General features: G+C 38.2%; 15 protein-coding genes, 2 pseudogenes and 1 riboswitch. Of the genes and pseudogenes, 7 read left to right on the plus strand and 10 right to left on the minus strand.

Annotated features, from left to right (window positions below):
• Positions 1-207 precede the first annotated feature (207 nt).
• A complete protein-coding gene (locus tag ACZ9EE_RS05045; RefSeq protein WP_476025575.1) occupies positions 208-1,170 on the plus strand; it encodes an aldo/keto reductase in 963 nt (320 codons plus the stop codon).
• Between the two features lie 201 nt (positions 1,171-1,371).
• Here ACZ9EE_RS05045 and ACZ9EE_RS05050 read toward each other — a convergent pair whose 3' ends face one another.
• Complete coding sequence (locus tag ACZ9EE_RS05050) at positions 1,372-1,740, minus strand: hypothetical protein (protein WP_476025576.1); 369 nt, start codon at positions 1,738-1,740, stop codon at positions 1,372-1,374.
• 218 nt (positions 1,741-1,958) lie between these two features.
• On the opposite strand from ACZ9EE_RS05050, the gene ACZ9EE_RS05055 reads away from it, so the two are divergent.
• Genes ACZ9EE_RS05055 through ACZ9EE_RS05065 form a run of 3 tightly spaced genes read left to right on the plus strand, consistent with a single transcriptional unit; the run spans position 1,959 to position 4,853 of the window.
• Complete coding sequence (locus tag ACZ9EE_RS05055; protein ID WP_476025577.1) at positions 1,959-2,363, plus strand: MarR family winged helix-turn-helix transcriptional regulator; 405 nt, start codon at positions 1,959-1,961, stop codon at positions 2,361-2,363.
• A 4-nt stretch (positions 2,364-2,367) separates the two neighbouring features.
• The gene (locus ACZ9EE_RS05060) at positions 2,368-3,021 is read left to right on the plus strand and encodes an HlyD family secretion protein (RefSeq protein WP_476025578.1); all 654 of its coding nucleotides are present in this window, start codon (positions 2,368-2,370) and stop codon (positions 3,019-3,021) included.
• Between the two features lie 8 nt (positions 3,022-3,029).
• Positions 3,030-4,853, plus strand: a complete 1,824-nt coding sequence (locus tag ACZ9EE_RS05065) for a DHA2 family efflux MFS transporter permease subunit (protein ID WP_476025579.1) — start codon at positions 3,030-3,032, stop codon at positions 4,851-4,853.
• A gap of 119 nt (positions 4,854-4,972) precedes the next feature.
• Here the strand turns inward: ACZ9EE_RS05065 and ACZ9EE_RS05070 are convergent, their stop codons facing one another.
• The 5 genes from ACZ9EE_RS05070 to ACZ9EE_RS05090 form a co-directional block, all read right to left on the minus strand.
• Positions 4,973-5,734: a L,D-transpeptidase family protein gene (locus ACZ9EE_RS05070; protein ID WP_476025580.1), complete on the minus strand. Its 762-nt coding sequence runs from the start codon at positions 5,732-5,734 to the stop codon at positions 4,973-4,975.
• A 383-nt stretch (positions 5,735-6,117) separates the two neighbouring features.
• On the minus strand, positions 6,118-7,482 hold the full coding sequence (locus ACZ9EE_RS05075; protein ID WP_476025581.1) for an amino acid permease: 1,365 nt from the start codon (positions 7,480-7,482) through the stop codon (positions 6,118-6,120).
• Between the two features lie 162 nt (positions 7,483-7,644).
• Positions 7,645-7,722, minus strand: a riboswitch (glycine riboswitch).
• A 281-nt stretch (positions 7,723-8,003) separates the two neighbouring features.
• Positions 8,004-9,704, minus strand: coding sequence for an AAA family ATPase (locus tag ACZ9EE_RS05080; protein ID WP_476025582.1), 1,701 nt, complete (start codon positions 9,702-9,704; stop codon positions 8,004-8,006).
• A 228-nt stretch (positions 9,705-9,932) separates the two neighbouring features.
• Entirely contained in the window at positions 9,933-10,217 is a 285-nt protein-coding gene (locus ACZ9EE_RS05085) for a hypothetical protein (RefSeq protein ID WP_335499024.1), read from the minus strand.
• A gap of 140 nt (positions 10,218-10,357) precedes the next feature.
• Positions 10,358-11,884 carry a DHA2 family efflux MFS transporter permease subunit gene (locus ACZ9EE_RS05090; RefSeq protein ID WP_476025583.1) on the minus strand — a complete coding sequence of 509 codons (1,527 nt, stop codon included), beginning with the start codon at positions 11,882-11,884 and terminating at the stop codon, positions 10,358-10,360.
• A gap of 190 nt (positions 11,885-12,074) precedes the next feature.
• Here ACZ9EE_RS05090 and ACZ9EE_RS05095 point away from each other — a divergent pair, with 190 nt between their 5' ends.
• Positions 12,075-12,971, plus strand: coding sequence for a TetR/AcrR family transcriptional regulator (locus ACZ9EE_RS05095; RefSeq protein WP_476025584.1), 897 nt, complete (start codon positions 12,075-12,077; stop codon positions 12,969-12,971).
• An 85-nt stretch (positions 12,972-13,056) separates the two neighbouring features.
• Here ACZ9EE_RS05095 and ACZ9EE_RS05100 read toward each other — a convergent pair.
• Positions 13,057-13,149 (minus strand): annotated as a pseudogene (locus ACZ9EE_RS05100) (GNAT family N-acetyltransferase); the annotation flags it as partial.
• 12 nt (positions 13,150-13,161) lie between these two features.
• Complete coding sequence (locus ACZ9EE_RS05105; RefSeq protein ID WP_476025585.1) at positions 13,162-14,040, minus strand: carbon-nitrogen hydrolase family protein; 879 nt, start codon at positions 14,038-14,040, stop codon at positions 13,162-13,164.
• Positions 14,041-14,390: 350 nt separating this feature from the next.
• Between ACZ9EE_RS05105 and ACZ9EE_RS05110 the strand changes: the two genes are divergently transcribed.
• Positions 14,391-15,413 carry a sugar phosphate isomerase/epimerase family protein gene (locus tag ACZ9EE_RS05110; protein WP_476025586.1) on the plus strand — a complete coding sequence of 341 codons (1,023 nt, stop codon included), beginning with the start codon at positions 14,391-14,393 and terminating at the stop codon, positions 15,411-15,413.
• A gap of 1 nt (position 15,414) precedes the next feature.
• Positions 15,415-15,807 (plus strand): C-glycoside deglycosidase beta subunit domain-containing protein, encoded by a 393-nt coding sequence (locus ACZ9EE_RS05115; RefSeq protein WP_476025587.1) that lies wholly within the window; start codon positions 15,415-15,417, stop codon positions 15,805-15,807.
• A 174-nt stretch (positions 15,808-15,981) separates the two neighbouring features.
• Here ACZ9EE_RS05115 and ACZ9EE_RS05120 read toward each other — a convergent pair whose 3' ends face one another.
• Both ACZ9EE_RS05120 and ACZ9EE_RS05125 read right to left on the minus strand, forming a co-directional pair.
• A complete protein-coding gene (locus ACZ9EE_RS05120) occupies positions 15,982-17,235 on the minus strand; it encodes an MFS transporter (protein ID WP_476025588.1) in 1,254 nt (417 codons plus the stop codon).
• Positions 17,236-17,430: 195 nt separating this feature from the next.
• A pseudogene (locus ACZ9EE_RS05125) lies at positions 17,431-19,098 on the minus strand (glycoside hydrolase family 43 protein).
• Between the last annotated feature and the right edge of the window lie 10 nt (positions 19,099-19,108).

Below are 19,108 nucleotides of genomic sequence, written 5' to 3' on the forward strand. Positions count from 1 at the left end.
ATGTATACCTTAAATTATAAAAGGTTTCTCAAATAATAAAAGGCGGCAGGTATCTTATTTTATTCGTTTAAATTAACTACAAGAACAAATTATTCCTTGCAAATGCACTCAGGATTCATTTACTCAGATTAAAATGCACTTCCCTTAAAAATGACAATTTTATGGGTAAGAATAAGATATAAATTCATCTTGAAGGTGGGAATGTAAGTGAAATATGTTCAATTAAAAAATGATAAGATCCCTCCCATAGCACTGGGGACTTGGTCTTGGGGAAATGGAATTAATGGCGGGGACGCTGTTTTTGGCAATAATCTTGCAGAAAAAGATTTAAAGCCCGTTTTTGATGCAGCGATGAAAGCTGGATTCAATTTATGGGATACGGCTGCGGTTTATGGAATGGGCGCCTCAGAAACGATTTTAGGGAAGTTTATCAACGAAAATAGCAATGTGATCATCTCGACGAAATTTACTCCACGTGGGGAGCAGCCTGATACTGCCATAGAGGACATGCTCAGTCAAAGTTTACAACGACTTGAGGTGAATCATGCCGACATCTATTGGATTCATAATCCAAATGATGTAAAAAGATGGACAACTAAGCTGATTCCTTTAATGAAAAGCGGCAAGGTAAAACACGCAGGTGTTTCGAATCATAACTTAGAGGAAATAAAATTAGCAGCTTCGATTTTAGAAAAGGAAGGTTTGGAACTTTCAGCCGTACAAAACCATTATAGTTTGCTTTACCGCTCTTCTGAAGAGGCAGGCATTATTGATTGGTGTAATCAACATAACGTTCTGTTTTTTTCTTATATGGTGTTAGAGCAGGGTGCGTTAACAGGAAGCTATAGTGACAAAAATCCGTTTAAAACAGGGACAAGGCGAGGAGAAGCATTCAATGCTGATGTGCTGAAAAAGTTAAATCATTTAATTGATTTGATGGAGACCATTGGTAAAAAGAGTGGTGCAGATCCTGCCCAAATCGCTATTGCATGGGCGATTGCAAAAGGAACAGTACCTATTATAGGGGTAACAAAGCCAAAACACATAGATGGTGCCATTTCGGCTGCTGAAATTGTGTTAACAGAACAGGAACTCAAAGAGTTAGAATCAGCAGCAAAGGCAACAGGGGTCGAAATTAAAGGAGCTTGGGAAAAAAGTATGCACATATAAAGCGCAAGCGCCTTGGTAAGCCCCGACAAGCATAAGACAAGCCGGCCGAAAGGTTGCTTTTTAACCTTTTGAACGGCTTGGCTGTAGACCATCGAGGGGCTAGGCGCTGGAGCTAGACAATTTTCAAAGTCAAAAACCTTTATACTTTCTAACAAAAAGGCCTATTCCATCCATGTTGTAACAAGCCTTTTTCTGTGTATCCTAAGCATACGTTTCCGTTTCCATTTTGTTAAATAACTGAATTAGGTCCTTTAATGTATAAAGCTTAGCGGTTAAAAGATAAAGCTCTTCGTAATTATTTTTTACATAATCATCTATAACATCGATTCCCTTTTTAAAGCCATCAACTAAATAATAAGTATACTTTCCATCCCAGGAGTACTGATTGATTCGTAATAATTCTTCCGCGATCATCTGGAACTTATATTCCTCAACGAGGAGTTTAACTTGATATAATTTATCGATATTAAACCTAAAGCTGTTTTTGATCTCATGATTTTTTTCGACATATAAAATAAATTCATTTATATTTTTTGCTAACATAATCGCTTTTTGCATCTCAAACTTCAATTCCCTTACCCCCTATTTTGTTAAAATGCTGTCCTTAGGAAAATTGTATGATTTCTTTCTGTAATCTGACACTCCAACGTTTTATTGTTGACATTACATCATGACCCTGTTTATAATTTACTTCGCATACGAAATGTTCTTATAGTTAATATTAGAAAATAGAAAGAAAGGAGGGATAGAAACTGGACATATTAAATAATGAAATATTAGTGAGCTTTTTGGAAATAAATAAAGCCTACAACAGGCTTGTTAAATTTGATGCAGAAAGATTAGGGATTACCCCTGTTCAATTAAAGGCACTATTCAAGATTAACAATAACCCTAATATTAGTTTAGGTGAACTCGCTGAAAAATTAAGACTGACGAATAGCACTGTTAGTGGCGTGATTGATCGCCTTGTTCATAGCGGACTAGTCGAAAGAGTGGTACCTCCTGGCGATAGAAGGACCATCTCTATTCTTTTAACAAGCGATGGAAAAAAAACATTAGAACAGTTTAATTCTTCTGATTCGATGCTAATCAAGAAGATCACAGAAGTCCTAGATCTACCGGAAGAGGAAATCACTCATCTGCTGCGGCTTCACCAACTCGTTTTAAAAAGGCTAACAATTGAGGAGGAATAATTGAATGAGTACGAAACGTTTACTTTTGGTCAACATTATTATTTTAATTGTTTTAGTAGGTGGAGGATTTGCAGGATATGCCTACTACAATAAAACTGTTAATTATTTATCAACAGATAACGCGCAAATCGCCGGACAACAAGTAACAATTGCTGCCCCTGCAAACGGAAAATTAACAGATTGGGCAGGTAAAGTGGGGGACAATTTTTCTAAAAATAGTCCGATTGGAACAATTCTTACCACTGGGCCAGATGGCGAACCAACTGAAATGAAAGTAACTTTGCCAACTGACGGAACAGTTGTCCAAAGTAATGCAGTCGAAAATTCATTTGTAGCAGCTGGAACTCCGCTTGCACAAGTATATGATTTAAACAATTTATGGGTAACAGCTAACATTGATGAAACAAAGGTTGACGAAATTGCCGTAGGCCAGGACGTTGACATTTATGTTGATGCTTTCCCTAATTCAACTTTAAAAGGAAAAATCCAACAAATCGGTTTAGCAACTGCAAGTACTTTTTCATTGTTACCTAGTTCAAATAATACAGCTAACTACACGAAAGTGACTCAAGTGGTTCCTGTGAAAGTATCAATTGATGATAATAAAGGTGTAGGAATTGTTCCTGGTATGAACGTGACCGTGCGAATTCATAAGTAGGTGATAAAATGTCAATATATATCACGGTTTATGCCATAATTTGTATTTTGGTACTACTTTTGATTAATTTTGGTGTATTTAAACAAAGAAAACCAAAAATTAATCAAAGTGAACTTAAAAATCAAGAGGTAGAAGATATTCCTCAATCGCCAATCCTTGATAAAAAAGATCTTCATCAAAATCTTGATCTATCAAGCGAAGTGGAAGAAATGCTTGAAGATAACGCTATAACCGAGCCAGCTTTAGAGTATGTTCAAGCGGATGTTCAGCCGAAAGAAGAAATGATTACACAGTCTAAACAAGCAGAAAAGGAATCCGAAAAGTCTGCAGGAACTGGGAAAATTCTTACTGCCTTAATGCTTGGTGCATTTGTCGCCATTCTAAACCAAACTTTACTGAATGTTGCAATTCCACATATTATGAATGATTTAGGTGTTTCAGCAAGTACTGTGCAATGGCTATCAACGGGCTATATGCTAGTTAATGGAATTCTAATTCCGGTCACAGCTTATTTGATTGAAAAGTTTGGAACGAGAAAGCTTTTCCTTACTGCCATCTTTCTTTTCACTATAGGTTCTCTGGTTTGTTCGCTTTCATTAAACTTTTCTATGTTAATGATTGGGCGGGTCATCCAAGCTAGTGGTGCAGGTATTATTATGCCTCTCTTGATGACAGTCTTTTTCGCCCTCTTCCCTCCGGAAAAACGCGGGAAGGCCATGGGCCTCATGGGGGTTGTCATGATCTTTGCTCCTGCTATTGGCCCGACCTTATCCGGTTGGCTGATTGGACATTATTCATGGAGATTATTGTTTGATATTGTCATTCCCATTGGTGTAATTGATTTAATTTTAAGCTTCATGTGGATGAAAGACGTAACTAAAACGACGAATCCTAAATTTGATTTCCCAGGATTATTATTTTCAACCCTAGGGTTTGGTTTCTTGTTATATGGGTTTAGTGAAGCAGGAAGCGATGGCTGGAGCAGTTCAACGGTTGTCATTTCATTAACAATTGGAATTTTGTCTATACTGGCCTTTATCTGGCGTGAGTTAACGACTGAGAAGCCAATGTTGGATTTACGGGTGTTTAAATATGATATTTTTGCCTTAACCACCATTATAAGTATGATTGTCAATATGGCTATGTTTGGTGCCATGATCTTACTGCCAATTTATTTGCAAAATATTCGAGGTTTTTCTGCCTTAGATTCTGGTTTATTGATGCTCCCAGGTGCGATTATCATGGGTATTATGTCGCCGATTTCCGGTGCACTTTTTGATAAAATCGGTGCAAGATGGCTTGGCGTGATCGGTTTAACGATAACTGTTATTACAACATGGCAATTTACTAAATTAAGTATGACAACAAGTTATTCCCATCTACTCCTTCTTTATGTATTTAGGATGTTTGGAATGTCATTCATTATGATGACGATTATGACAGAAGGTTTAAACCAATTGCCTCGTCACCTTGGGGCACACGGTACGGCAGCGTCAAATACAGCAAGACAAATTGCTGGTAGTATCGGTACGGCATTCCTTGTTACCGTTATGACAACTAGGTCAGGGGTACATTATGGTGAATATATTAGTACCATGACTAGCGCGAATCCCTTCATTGCGGGTCAATTTTCACAGCTTACTCAAAGCTTAGGAGCTTTAACACACATGCCGGCTGCTGGGAAACCACTTACTACCTATTTGCTTTATGGTCAAGTAATGCAACAAACAACAATAGATGGGATTAATGATGCATTTATTGTGGCAACACTGATTGCTTTTGTAGCCTTGGTTTTAGTTTTCTTTGTAAAACGGGCACAGATAAAAAAGTAAAATATTAATTGGATAGAGGCTTTCCAAGAGACTAATTCTTTGGGAAGTCTCTATTTTATTGTACATTGAATAATAAAAAGCCGCTCAGCAAAACTGAGCGGCTTAGAAAATGAATGACCTTATAGTCCAAGGGCTTTTCTCGTATTTGGTCCTACCACGCCATCTACTTGCAGGTGATTAGTTCTTTGGAAGTTTCGGACTGCGCTATCGGTGTTTGCCCCAAAGATGCCATCATACCCTTTGGTGTTGTAGCCTAGTGCTGTGAGTTTTTTCTGAAGCGTTACAACAGCTGGCCCGCGACTACCTTTTTTTAGGGTTTCCCCGATTGTAGTAACAGGGACAGAAGGTGTACCTTTCCCGCTTTTCAATCCATTTGCCACTGCGATTGCGTCGAAGGAGCTTTTGGATGTTGTAATGACAACCGGTGTATTAACTGGCACCTGATTGAATAGCCACTCTACTTCATTATCATACATTCGGACACAGCCGCTGCTCACATATCCTCCAATAGAACTTGGGTTATTGTTCCCATGAATCCCGTAGGTTGTTCCCCATGTTCCACGGGCATTTAAACCCATCCAGCGGTTACCTAGTGGATTGCGCGGGTCTCCTCCTGGAATGTGACCTTTGTAGTATGGACGGTTAACAATTTTGTTAACAATTTTGAATTTGCCTTCTGGTGTTAGTGAACTACTTCTTCCTGTTCCTACTTTGAATTGTTTTTTCAAGACGCCGTTTTCATAGTAAGCCAGCTGGTTGTTTGCTTTGTTAATGATAATAAACTTGTTGACGGTAGCGGCCGAACTAGAAGGTACACCAAAACATAAGCTAAACAACATAAGAAAAGCCAAACTAACAAAGATTAACCATTTTCTTTGCAAATTGATCCCCCCATCACCCATTAAATTGACTAATCCGTGTATTTTATGTTTGCTGGCATATCCACATTACAAATTTGTTAGTAATATAACAATCTAGTTTTCTGTGTTACGCCAACATTTCCATATTATTAATATTTCTACATATTTTACCTTTTCTCCTTTATAACGAACAAAAAAATATCCTTTTTTTATTTTGAAAGGCAGGTTTTGATTAACTGCCCCTTCCTTTTTACATATTGCTACATACTTAATCGGAGTTACTTTCCCCTTTTTAATTAAGTGCTTTTTAGTACAGAAATAATAAATCAATAGATTTAAATAACCACAAAAAAACTAACCCACTATTATGTATGGGTTAGTTCTTTCAGATTAGTTAATAATCGTTATGCCGAAACTCTAATATTCTTATCCTTTTTTCTATTAAACGAATACAAGATAAATAAAAGAATAAACCATATTGGTGTTAAAAATAAAGCAGTACGAGTAGCTTCAGCAAATAGCATGACAATTAGAATGAAAGCAAATAAGGCTAAGACCGCATAATTAATAAACGGTGTAAATGGTGCTTTAAAGGTCGATTTTTTTCGAAGATCTGGCCGTAGTTTCCGATACCGTATATGACAAACTAAGATAATCCCCCAAACCCAAATAAAGCAAATCGCACTTATCGTTGTCACGATACCAAAAGCTTGTTCAGGAATTACCTTGCTTAAAAGGGCTCCGCTTGATAGAACAAGTGCTGAAACAAATAAAGCATTACTTGGTACATGATTTTTATTTAATTTTGCAAATTGGGATGGACCTTGGGCTTTAGAGCTTAAATTAAATAAGATTCGGCTGGTTGAAAACAAACCACTGTTGCAGGCCGATGCTGCAGATGTTAAGACAACAAAATTAATAATTCCTGCCGCAATCGGAATTCCTACTAAACTAAATGTCTTTACAAAAGGGCTGTTTTCTGCATTCAATTGTGTCCAAGGATTGATACATAAAAGGATAAACAGTGCTCCCACATAGAAAAATAGAATTCTTAACGGAATTTTATTGATCGCTGACGGGATATTTTTTTGAGGATTTGATGTTTCCGATGCTGATACACCCACCAATTCAACCCCTACATAGGCAAATACCACCATTTGAAAAGAAAGTAAGAAACCTGACACACCATGTGGGAATAGTCCGCCATATTCCCAAATATTTTTTACTGAAACGGCAGCCACATCTGTTTTAAACCCTATGACTAATAAAATAACTCCTATCCCGATTAAAGCAAGAATCGTAATGACTTTAATTAAAGCAAACCAAAATTCTAATTCGCCAAATAGTTTCACTGTTAATAAATTCAAACCTAATAATAGTACTAGGCAGACGATGGCTGGAACCCATTGCGGTATATTAAACCAATATTGTACATATACACCAACGGCTATAATATCCGCCATGGCTGTCATGATCCAACAAAACCAATACGTCCACCCCGTTACAAATCCGGCCCATGGTCCAATGTAGTCTTCCGCAATATCTGTAAAAGATTTATAACCTGCTTTTGATAAAAGAAGTTCTCCTAAAGCCCTCATTACAAAGAAACAGGCGATGCCGACAATTACATAGGCAAACATAATCGATGGACCAGCTAACTGTATGGCCCTGCCTGAACCTAAAAATAACCCTGTTCCAATCGTACCGCCAATCGCAATCAGTTGTACGTGTCTGTTTTTTAAATCCCTTTTTAATTCTTGTTGTGCCACTTAAAACTCCCCCTAATGGTAGTAATAGTACTTCTTGTACTTGTGAAGCAATGAACAAGAAGCAAACCAATAAAAAAGAGACTGGAATATCTCCAATCTCTCAGGGCGTAAGAATAACAAAAATTATCTATTACTCTTTTGGGATAGAATAATAAATAGTCTTCGTACTCTTCTGTCCTTTTGCCTGAGATTGTGAACCCTTCGGCGCCGCAAGTGTGCGGTCTCTCCAGAAGCTGCTCCTGCTATAGTGTGATCCATAGCAATCATAGCTTGCTAAATATGTAGTTAGTAAGTTTGAAAAAGTGAATCAATTTCAAACTATCGCTGAATAATTTATTATTTTAGTAGTATTTGTTCTAATTGTCAACATATAAAATTATCTGCTAAGAACCTTACCCGGAAGACCGGCTTTACCCACAAAAATAGATGGTGAATAACACCATCTATTTTTGATATTCTGCATATTGAGACACTTTCTTCGATGTCTTGATGAGTTCTAACCTCAAATGCATTAATCTCCTCTACTCATTTTTTTCCTCAGATGGGGCATCGAGCAAATTTAGATTCTGTGATTCTAGAACTTCAGCTCGGCTTTGACCATACAGCCCGACATAGATATGCTCAATCTCTTCGCCGGTTAGATCGCCACGCTTTAAAAGCTCCTCAGCAATTCTGTGAACAAAATCAGCGTTATCATTCACAAGCTTCTTTACTTTCGTCATTTCACTCTTTAGGAGTTCATTGATTTTGCCGCGCAGCGCTCTAAGACCATCTGTGCGCGAACCGACGGCGAGCCAGCTGAACAATTCCTCACCCATACCGACAATCCCTAGATAGGCACCGGCTAGTTCTGTTGCCTGTCTCAAGTCGGAAGTAACCCCGTTTAATTTTTTATTTAAAAACTCCTCTTCCACCGCACGTGCTGCCAAACATACTTGGATTTCCGCTAATATTTCTTTATCGGTGCGATTATATCGTTCATGCGTTGGCTTAGTAGCTGCAAGACCAAGTGCACCGCCCCTGCGGATAATCGTTACTTTCCATACTCGTGCATGAGGCTTAAGCAGGAACTGTGCGACGGCATGACCAGCCTCATGATAAGCAACATTCCTTTTTTCATCTTCACTCATGGACCTTAACGGCTGTTTAAGCCCCCATTCATAGGTCTCCATTGCGGCACGGAAATCTTCATAGCTTGTAACTTGGGCTCCGCGTTGATGGGCGATAACGACCGCTTCGTTAACGATATGCTTGATTTGTGCTGGGGAGTAGCCAATGGTATCAAGTGCTGCCCGTTCAGGGGTAATAGAAGAGTCTCTTTTCACCTTTTCAAGGTAGTATTGGAAAACGTCAATTCGGCCATCATAGTCAGGGGAATCAACCCAGAGTTTTCGGTCAAAACGGCCTGGACGGAGCAGTGCTTGGTCAAGTACATCGGGAAGGTTCGTTGCCCCAACCGTTAAGACAGCAGGCCGGTCTGCCCTTTTTTTACGAAGTCCCACCGTACGAAGGAGCTTGGAGAACCAGTTATTATCAATGTTTGGCGGATCCATCTGCAAGAGCAGTTCATTTAAAAGACCCGAACCACCCATCCCCATCATTCCGCCCATCATTCCACCGGCACCGCCTCCTGCCTGACGGCTCATACCGATTGCATCAATTTCATCTATAAAAATAATGCATGCGCCATACACTTTTGCCAGCTTTCGGGCCTTCTTATATAGCCCCATTACTTTAAGATTACCAACACCAAAAAACATATTTTGAAAACTTGGGGCCGAGGCATAAGCAAAAGGTACTTGGGCCTCATTTGCAATTACCTGGGCTAGATAGGATTTCCCAGTCCCTGGCGGTCCACATAAGAGTAAGCCACGGATAGCCTCCCCGCCCATTTCCTTGAACTCTTTTACCCCCTTTAAGAGGGTAACAATCCTCTTGGCATTTTCGACAATCTCGGGGTTACCCCGGTAATCGTCCCAAGTGGAGCCGGTTTCCCCTGGCAGGATCCAATAGGTTCTACCGCGGGCAAGGAACCAAAAAAGGGCAACAAACTGGATAATCATGAATAGCATGGCAAAGAGCAGCTGCAGTAACAAACTAACAATACTTATCACGACACCCCAAACTGTTGGCCCACTATTAAGCAAATATATACTTATAATGACCACAGCTGCGACCCAGAGGATGATTTTACGCCATTTTACCCATCGATATTTCCTCATGGCTCCACACTCCTTTCTGAATATTTAGAATATTTTTTCGTTACTAGACCGTTATAAATGTTAGGCCTCCAAATTATTTAATCTAGAATACTGATATTTATTCCTATTTCCGACTAGTCATACCTATCGAAAAAGGTAAATTTATCAGTTGAATTGACAAAGTTTGCTTTCTCCCTAGAATTAATGTAAAAAACCCTCCAATCAGCATAGGAGGGTTTCTAACAGGGATTATTTAAATTTTTTTATAATGTCTAATAAATACTTAATTGCAACAGCTAAACCGCCAACGAAAAAGAATGCTATTAAAATCCACCCAGAAGGGTCGATTGGGAACATAGAAATGAGGAAGTTCAAAGGAATAACGTAATATAATAAATCCTTCAAATATCCTAAAATAAAATCTGAAGTGAGCGTGCCTTTCCAGAATGACTTTAAAAATCCTAATAATAGATCGAGAATCATTAGTCCAAAAACGGCCCACATTGTATAAAGCATCCAATCTGATAGTATCATTTTTTCATCACCACCTTGATACATCATATGCTTGTAACAGAGGCAGGTGAGAGTACTTGGAAACTTTTGTTCACAGAATATTCATAAATTAAGGAGGGTATGAAAAAAAGGATGCCCAACGATGGACACCCTCCTATTAGTTAATTTTCTGCAAGTTTGTTAACAACTTTTTTGTCTGAAGCCTTCAACTCTTCAGGATCTTCAGCTTGTTTCGCCCGTTTAATAAAAAAGGCAAGTACTAAAGCAATAAGAGCAATCCCAACAGAAACAAGGAATGAATCGTTAATCCCTTCTAACATAGCCTTCATGGCAATTTGCTGCTTCATTTGGGCTACCATTTCCGCTGTCGGTTTTCCTGTAACATGTTTCATCGCAGAATCAGCCAGTTCAGTAGCATGTGTTTTCGTGCGGTTCGACATGATCGTAATCAAAAGAGCCGAACCAATCGCACCTGATACTTGTTGTAACGTGTTATTCATTGCGGTACCATGCGGATAATAACGTGAAGGAAGCTGATTCAATCCGTTTGTCATGACCGGCATCATGACCATCGACATACCAAACATACGTGCTGAGTAAATAAGCATTAATTCCGTATAGGTGGTTTCTAATGTTAATGTACTAAACATATAGCTTGTAAAGATGGTAATGGATAGACCGATCACTGCAAGAACTCTGCCGCCGAATTTATCGAATAATTTCCCTGTGATTGGGCTCATAATCCCCATTAAGATCGAACCAGGAAGCATCAATAACCCTGATTTTAGCGGTGTGATGCCACGAATGCTTTGCACGTATATAGGTAATAGCAGCATGGCTGAAAACATCGCCATGGCAATTACGATTGAAATAACAGATGAAAGTGCAAACATCGGATATTTATAAACTCTAAAATTCAACATTGGCTTTTCAAGTTTGTTTTGACGAAGGACAAACCATACCAAGCTGATTGCCCCAATGATAATCGTTGCATAGACTTGCGGGCTATCCCAGCCCTTATCACCGGCAGAACTGAATCCATAAAGTAATCCACCAAATCCGACACTTGATAATAATAATGAAAACTTATCAAGACGAAGATCAACCTTGCCTTTTTTATCTTTTAATAAGAAAATAGCAATGACAAGAATCAAAGCGGCAATTGGCGAAACAAGATGGAACAAAATTCTCCAGCTATTATGTTCAATTAAGTAACCGGATAGAGTTGGACCCACTGCTGGGGCAAAAATAAACACTAATCCAAATAGTCCCATTGCTCCTCCCCTTTTTTCAGGCGGGAAGCTTGTTAACATTACATTCATTAATAATGGCATCATAATCGCTGAACCTGCAGCTTGAATCATCCTAGCTGCTAATAAAAGTGGAAAAGCATGCGCGAATCCAGCAATGATCGTCCCAGCCGTAAATAGCGCCATGGCTGTAAGGAATAATCTTCTTACTGTATATTTTTGAATTAAAAATGCGGTTGCTGGTATCATGACTCCATTTACGAGCATATACGCAGTTGCCAGCCACTGGACAGTAGATGCATTTACATCTAAATCCTTCATGATGGATGGCAAAGCCACGTTCAGTAGTGTTTCATTTAACATTGAAATAAATGCCCCGATCATCAATATAGCGATAATCCCATATGGCGGGCGATCATATTTAATGGTATCTTCCATCTTAATTCCCCCTAGTAAACTAATAGTTCATTTTTTTATACCCCTTGTTTCGCATAGACAATATCATATACCGATAGTTCATTTTTTGCAATCAAAAAATCTCAAGTAAATTACTAATTTGTCTTAAACCAATAATTAAGGTACAATTATTTTTATACTAATAGTCTAATTAGAATTCAAGGTGAATGTAATGAACGAAAGAAAACAACATGTTATCAATAAAGCACATCAATTGTTTATCGATAAAGGTTTTCAAGCTACATCGATTCAAGAAATTATCGATTACAGCGGGATATCGAAGGGTACCTTCTACAATTATTTTTCCTCAAAAAATGAATTGCTAATGGCTCTTTTTACTTCCTTAAGCCATAGGATAGAGGTTGAACGAAATGAGCTCTTAATCGGACAAGATATAGCTGCTATTGAAATTTTTATCCAACAGATTGAACTGCAAATGGCCTTTAATCGCAGGAACAAGCTATTTACTCTCTTTGAAGAGGTATTCGTCTCCAATGATCCTACCTTAAAGGAATTTTTAAAACGCACTCAAATCATGCATATTCGCTGGATTTTTAATCGTTTTGTCGATATCTTCGGTGATGACAAGCGCCCTTATTTATTAGATTGTGCGATCATGTTTATGGGTTTAATGCATCATAATATCCATTTTCATTTTTTAGCAAAGGAATCTGATGCCAATATTAAACAGGTCATTCGGTATTCCGTAAGACGGATAGAAAAGATGGTCGATGAGGTAGAAAAAAGCGGTGCTCAATTATTAGAACCAGAAATATTGGAAAAGTGGCTGCCAGAGAATAATAAATCTGAACACGCATTGGAGAAAAAACTTTCTAATACTATCTTGGCCTTAAAAAAATGTTTAGGCGGCGGCGATGATCAATTTAAAAATATTGAGCTACTGGACTTTATACAAGAAGAAATTCTACATTCCAAAACACCGCGGCAATTTCTCATTAAAAGTGCTATTTCCTCTTTAAAAAATAATCAAACTAGCTCTTGTAAAAAGGATCTCCAAAAGCTAGAAAAAATGGTCGAAGATTGTTTTTCGAAAGTAGGAATTTCGTAATCCATTTTCGATCAGATTTGTATTTAATAGGTTATTAAAAGCTTGTCGGAGAGTACCACTTAAACGACAAGCTTTTTCGAGATTATTAAAATGGATTCTTCCACTCCATTAAAGTACCATAATTACACGATTCTTTATCTTGTAAATAACCTTTTACTACTTTGACAGGTGTTCTGCCTAATCCTCTTTCCTAACTGAGAACGAGTCTATCGGTTTCCCAATCGGGGTATAGATCTGTGCGTCTGTCACGCCAAGTTGTAACAGATCCCTTTTCACGCACTTTATACAGTAACTCTAAATTAAGGTCTGCTGTGACAATCATATCTTGGTTAATCTCTCCTTCTGCCATGATGCCTTGAGGAGGGAATGGAATGTCATTCGGTGTAATAACCGCTGCCTGGCCAAAATTAGCACGCATGAAATCAACCGTTGGCAGTGATCCGACTGTACCTGTTGTTACGACATATACTTGATTTTCAATCGCTCTGGCATGACTTGTATAACGAACCCGGTGAAAACCATGGCGGTCATCGGTACATGATGGACAGAAGATGACATCTGCTCCCTTTGCCTTGGCCATTCGAACGATTTCGGGAAACTCAATGTCATAGCACGTTAATAAAGCGATTTTCCCTTTATCCGTTTCAAATACTTCCAAGCTCTCTCCCGCACTCAGCCCCCACTCATTTACTTCTGTTGGTGTAATATGGAGTTTTGCCTGTTGTCCAACTCGTCCATCTGGGTAAAACAAATGGGCAACATTGTAAAGACGATCACCTTTACGGATAACATGAGTTCCAGCAATAATATGCATCCTGTATTGAAGAGCCAATTTTATAAATAAAGACTGGTACATCTCAGTAAAGTCAGGTAATTCTTGGATCGTTAAAGCTTCCCCATTAACATTGCCAATCGACAAAAGCTGAGTAGTTAAAAATTCAGGAAAAAGGATAAAATCCGCTCCAAATTCTTCTGCTGTTTTTATATAATGCTCCACTTGATTTTCAAACTCCTCAAAAGAATGAATCGTATGGAGATGATATTGAACTGCCGAAACTCTTATTTGCATAAGATCCCCCTTCTCTCGTATTGTGTTATTTATTTTATGGTAAAAACGAATTAGGACTAATTATATAAAAATAGTATAAAGAAATATAATTTAAAATATTTTTCCCCTGATGTCAATAGAAATTGAGAAGTTCTCTCTTAACACCTTTAACTAGTGAGTTCAAACAGTAGTTTAATAATAACAACATGATTCTTAACCTTTTTCAAAATAAACAAAATGAATCAAAAATAAGACGAAAATCTGTATCTTTTAAGATAAATATAGAAAAGGAACATGGAGAATTTCAGGTTATGATACCTATGTAAGCGACATCAAAATAGCAGAATAAAAGAATGAAGGGAGATTTTTCAATGAGTAAAATAAAAACATGCGTTAGTTTATACAGTTTACAAGATGAATATTTAAATAAACGCATGAGCCTGGAAGATATCTTTAAATTTATGGCAGACAACTCCGTTGAAGGAATTGAATTTTTACCCGACCAGATGATGCACAATAGCCCTCATCCTTCAGTGGAAACATTAGCAGAATGGGATCGACTAGTAAGTACCTATAAGATGAAACCAGTCATTGCAGATGTTTTCTTGAATACAAATCTTTATAAAAATAGAGAATTAACGCAAAAAGAATGCGTAGATCTATTAATTGAAGAAATTAAACTTGCAAACCGTTTAGGGATTCGATTGATTCGACTCGTATCGATGGTACCAGCTTTTGTCATTGAGCCATTATTACCATATGCGGAAAAATATAATGTTACCTTGGCGCTGGAAATACATGCAGGTTTGAGCTTTGATGTTCCAAAAACTCAAGAATTTATTAATGAAATGAAACGATTGAATTCTCCTTATGTGGGACTTGTCATTGATGCTGGTATTTTCTGCAAAAGGCTGCAAAGAGTAATGGCTGATTATTGTCAACAACATTTAGGTACCAGCCAAGAGGTGATTGATTATGTCAATAATATTTTCTCTCAAGGTAAAGATCCTCGAAAAATATATTTGGAAAATGGCGGTTTTCCAGATGATCTAAAAAGATTATTAAAATCGGATGCCGATCACTTTTTTGCTCATTTTGCTGATGGATATGAAAACGAGCCCTATAGTATCTTAGATGAATATATGCCATATATTAAACATTTCCACTTTAAATTATTTGAAATGACAGAAAATGGCGAAGAATATTCAATTGATTATAAGGGTCTTCTCCAATACCTGCATGAAAAAGGATATGAAGGCTATGTCTCAACCGAATACGAAGGAAACCGCTGGGTGCTCCCCGGAAATCCAATGATAGAAAAAGAGCAGGTTTTAGCCCATCAGGCATTGATACGAAGTGTTATTAAGGAACTAGAAGGACAGGAGGTTTATTAATATGTTTGATAATAATGTATTTCTTGAAAATACATGTAAAAATATTGAAGAAGCAAGTAAAATTACAGGATTTGAATTGAAAACCAACATTACTTACTATCGAGGCATTCCGCTTTCAATGGTAAATGATATTGGTGTTGAAGTAGACGGTGTAAGGGTTGCTCGTGAGGATATTCTGTGTTCAGTGGATCAAGTTGATTGGTTTACCTTAGCAGAAATGGAAACTGTTACGACCTATAAATGGGAATATGGTGAACCACTAACGGTTCGAGTTCGTAAGGACGGCGGGCTATCTAAGGGAACCCATGAAGTCGCATTAGATGTAGTTGTTCGGACTGCCTATATTCCGGTGCCTTTGGCGGGAAGAAAGGTTAGGACTGTCGAGATAGCATAATAGAAGTTCCATAAAAAAAATCAGCCCATGGCTGATTTTTTTATTAAATATCAAAGTTTATTTATCTAAGCCCTGTATTGTTTGCTCCATTACGTTCAAATCACTCTTAATACTTGTGAATTTATCCCCAATCTTCCCTTCATTTTCCACTTATTTCATACTCCTTTAGTGATTTTATTTATTATAGGAAGATTGTTTTGTGCCTCCAAAAACGGCCAAAAAATCATTACTCCTTCTACCCCTTTTGCTCCAAGCTGCACACATGAAAATACTTCCTATTAAAATCAATGCACCAAAAAGAAATGGTATATTGTAGGATACATCATAGAATATTCCTGCTAATGAAGGCCCAATAATATTTCCTAAACTGCTGTAGGCATTATTCATTCCTGCCGCGAAACCCTGTTCACTGCCTGCCATTTTCGATAACATGGTATTAATCGCTGGACGTAGAATCGAAGTAAGCAAGAAAAATAATATATTCATTATTAACATATAAATAAAGTTTCCAGAGAACAAGACGAGAATCATTGAAACGGCCGAAAGGAAGAAACATGTATTTATCACTTTAATCTCATCGAAGCGGCGAAGCAGCCAATCTACCATTACTGCCTGAATTATAACCCCCACAAGTGCACCAACTGTCAAGATAATAGAGATATCTTTAGGGGTATATTCATATTTTTCACTAACATATAATCCATAGATTGCTTCAAAGTTGGCTAATCCAAATGTCATGGTAAAAACGAGTAATAATAAAACGAAATAAGGCACCTTAAAAGATCGTTTAATTTCATGTATCACTCCAACTTTTTCTGAAGTTGAATTTCTAAAAGCATGTTGTTGTTCTTTTGACAATGTCTCCGGCAAGAAAAAAAAGGAAATAATCATAGCGATACCTGCAGCAATGGCAGAAGCAAAGAACGGTACACGGAGTCCATAATCAGCTAAGAATCCACCAATCCCTGGCCCGATAACAAAGCCAAGTGAAATGGCAGCACCCAATAAGCCCATCCCTTTCCCACGATTTTCGACGGTTGTAACATCAGCGACATATGCCATATTCGCTGGTACAAGTATTCCAATACCGATCCCTCCTATCAATCGTGATAGATAGAGGAGCCATAAATCCGAGGCAAAACTAAACATAAGCTGTGACAGCATGATAATTCCTAAACCAGCAATCGTAATGATTTTTCTGCCATATTTATCTGAAAACTTCCCACCAAGCGGAGAAAACAAAAATTGGGTCAGTCCTGTTGCAGCTACGAGATAGCCTTGGTCTTTACCTGTTGCTCCTAAGTCTAGAATAAATTTTGGGAGAACAGGGATCGCTAACCCTACCCCAAGCAATGCAATAAATATGTTCACCATAAGTATTAGCAATGGTACATTCATTTTCACTTTTAAACCTTTAAACTTCTGCATTTATTTTCTCCTATTCTTAAAGTTAAATCTTAATATAATCTTACACCCCCCATTCCTACATTTATTTCACTTTTTTAATCACTTTGCGAAGCATTTTTTAACCTAACTTATTTATTATTTTCGTAAATATAAAAGAGATTAAAAATCTATTTATGATTTTTAACCTCTTTTGATTACTATCTATTATTAATCATTTTACACCTGAAGAATTGCTTGCCTGTAACAGCTTAATTCAGTTTCTCTGTAATCAAACCACTCGAACTCCGCACTGTTTTTACTTTCTTTACCATTAGAACTGGCAAACATGCAAAGCATGGTCCCAACCATACCACCTACGGATTCAGGATTTAATTTCCTGCCATCTGCATTCTCATAAAACAGCTGGAGATTTTCCTCCTCTTTACCAAAATAGAAGTTATACGATTGACCCTCTGCAGAAACCTTGAGGATGATTTCTTCACCTTCTACTTCAGTTTTAGCAAGCTCCTTTTCTGTTGTTATACATTGAAATTGAGGCTGATGAGGGTATCCGTTTATCTCGCTCGTACACTGGATCAGCCTCAATATTTACTTTCCTTTTTCCACCGAACGCTCCAACCGGAATTGATGATTACAAGCCTGCATGATCGCTAAACCAGCAGTCTCATTCTCCTCGGAGGCTAGGAAGTTCATCTTTGATGCCATCCTAAAATTTGCATGCAGTTGTCTACGGCCAATAAACCCAAGGGTTGGGACATTTTTATCCACTTCTGTCGCAGTTAAGTCGATTTTACGTATCTCCTGGCTGATTGAACGAGTAAGAAGTTTCATTGTCAGCTTACTTTCTGAATTCGTGTAAAATTCCTCATAAGGGGTCCCAAAAAATACCCAATCCATTCCAAGTTTCTCTCCATTGAATTCATCCCTCGTTGAAATTACTCGTTCTGTAACTGCAGGCAGATCTGGCGCCGGATAACTCCATTCCACTTTCCCCGTTCCAGGACTGATAACAGGCCAGCCTTCTTCCCATACGACTGGGGCAATAAAGGTTTCACGTCCAAGATTTTTATGATAGCCTTCGATTAACCGAGAACCGAGGATGACGGCATACCACTCGCCATTTTTCAGTTGAACCAAATCCGCGTGACCCACATTGCAAATCGGATAATGTTTTCCTAGATGACGGTGGGTTAAAATGGGGTTCCCCGCATAGCCCTCAAAATCATTAAAAATCGTACGACTGCGTGCAACCGTTACGGCATGGAAGTGCTCTGTACCTCCCTCAGCAATCACTAAATAATAAAAGCCGTCCTTTTTATAAAGATGCGGTGCTTCTGGTGAAGCGCAATTTTTTAGAGCTCCACCCCAAATTGTCCTTGCCTCTCCGACAAGACACACCCGGTCTAAATCGATTTCACTAACCCATATCGCCTGAGACCTTGTACCATCTGTATTCGTATCCTCTCTTGTACCTGTAAGGTATGCTTTTCCATCATCATCAAAAAATAAAGATGAATCAATCCCAGGGCATCCCTCTAGCCAGTAAGGATCTGACCAGGGACCACGAGGATCTTTAGCCTTCACAATAAAATTCCACTTATCGCTAACATTCGTCGTAATCATGTAGTAGGTACCGTTGTTATATCTCAGTGTCGGTGCCATAATCCCGGCTGTCATATGATCTGCTGACACATGAAGTTGGGATTTTCGATCAAGTATATGACCAATCTGCTTCCAATTTACTAAGTCGGTAGAGTGAAAGATTGGGACGCCTGGAAACAGAGAAAAACTCGAGGTAATCATATAAAAATCATCATCCACCCGACAGATGGAAGGGTCTGGATAGAATCCTGGTAAGATTGGATTCATTAACTGTTTTGGCATTTTTTAAAAT

This window comes from Bacillus sp. URHA0034 (genome assembly GCF_056280405.1).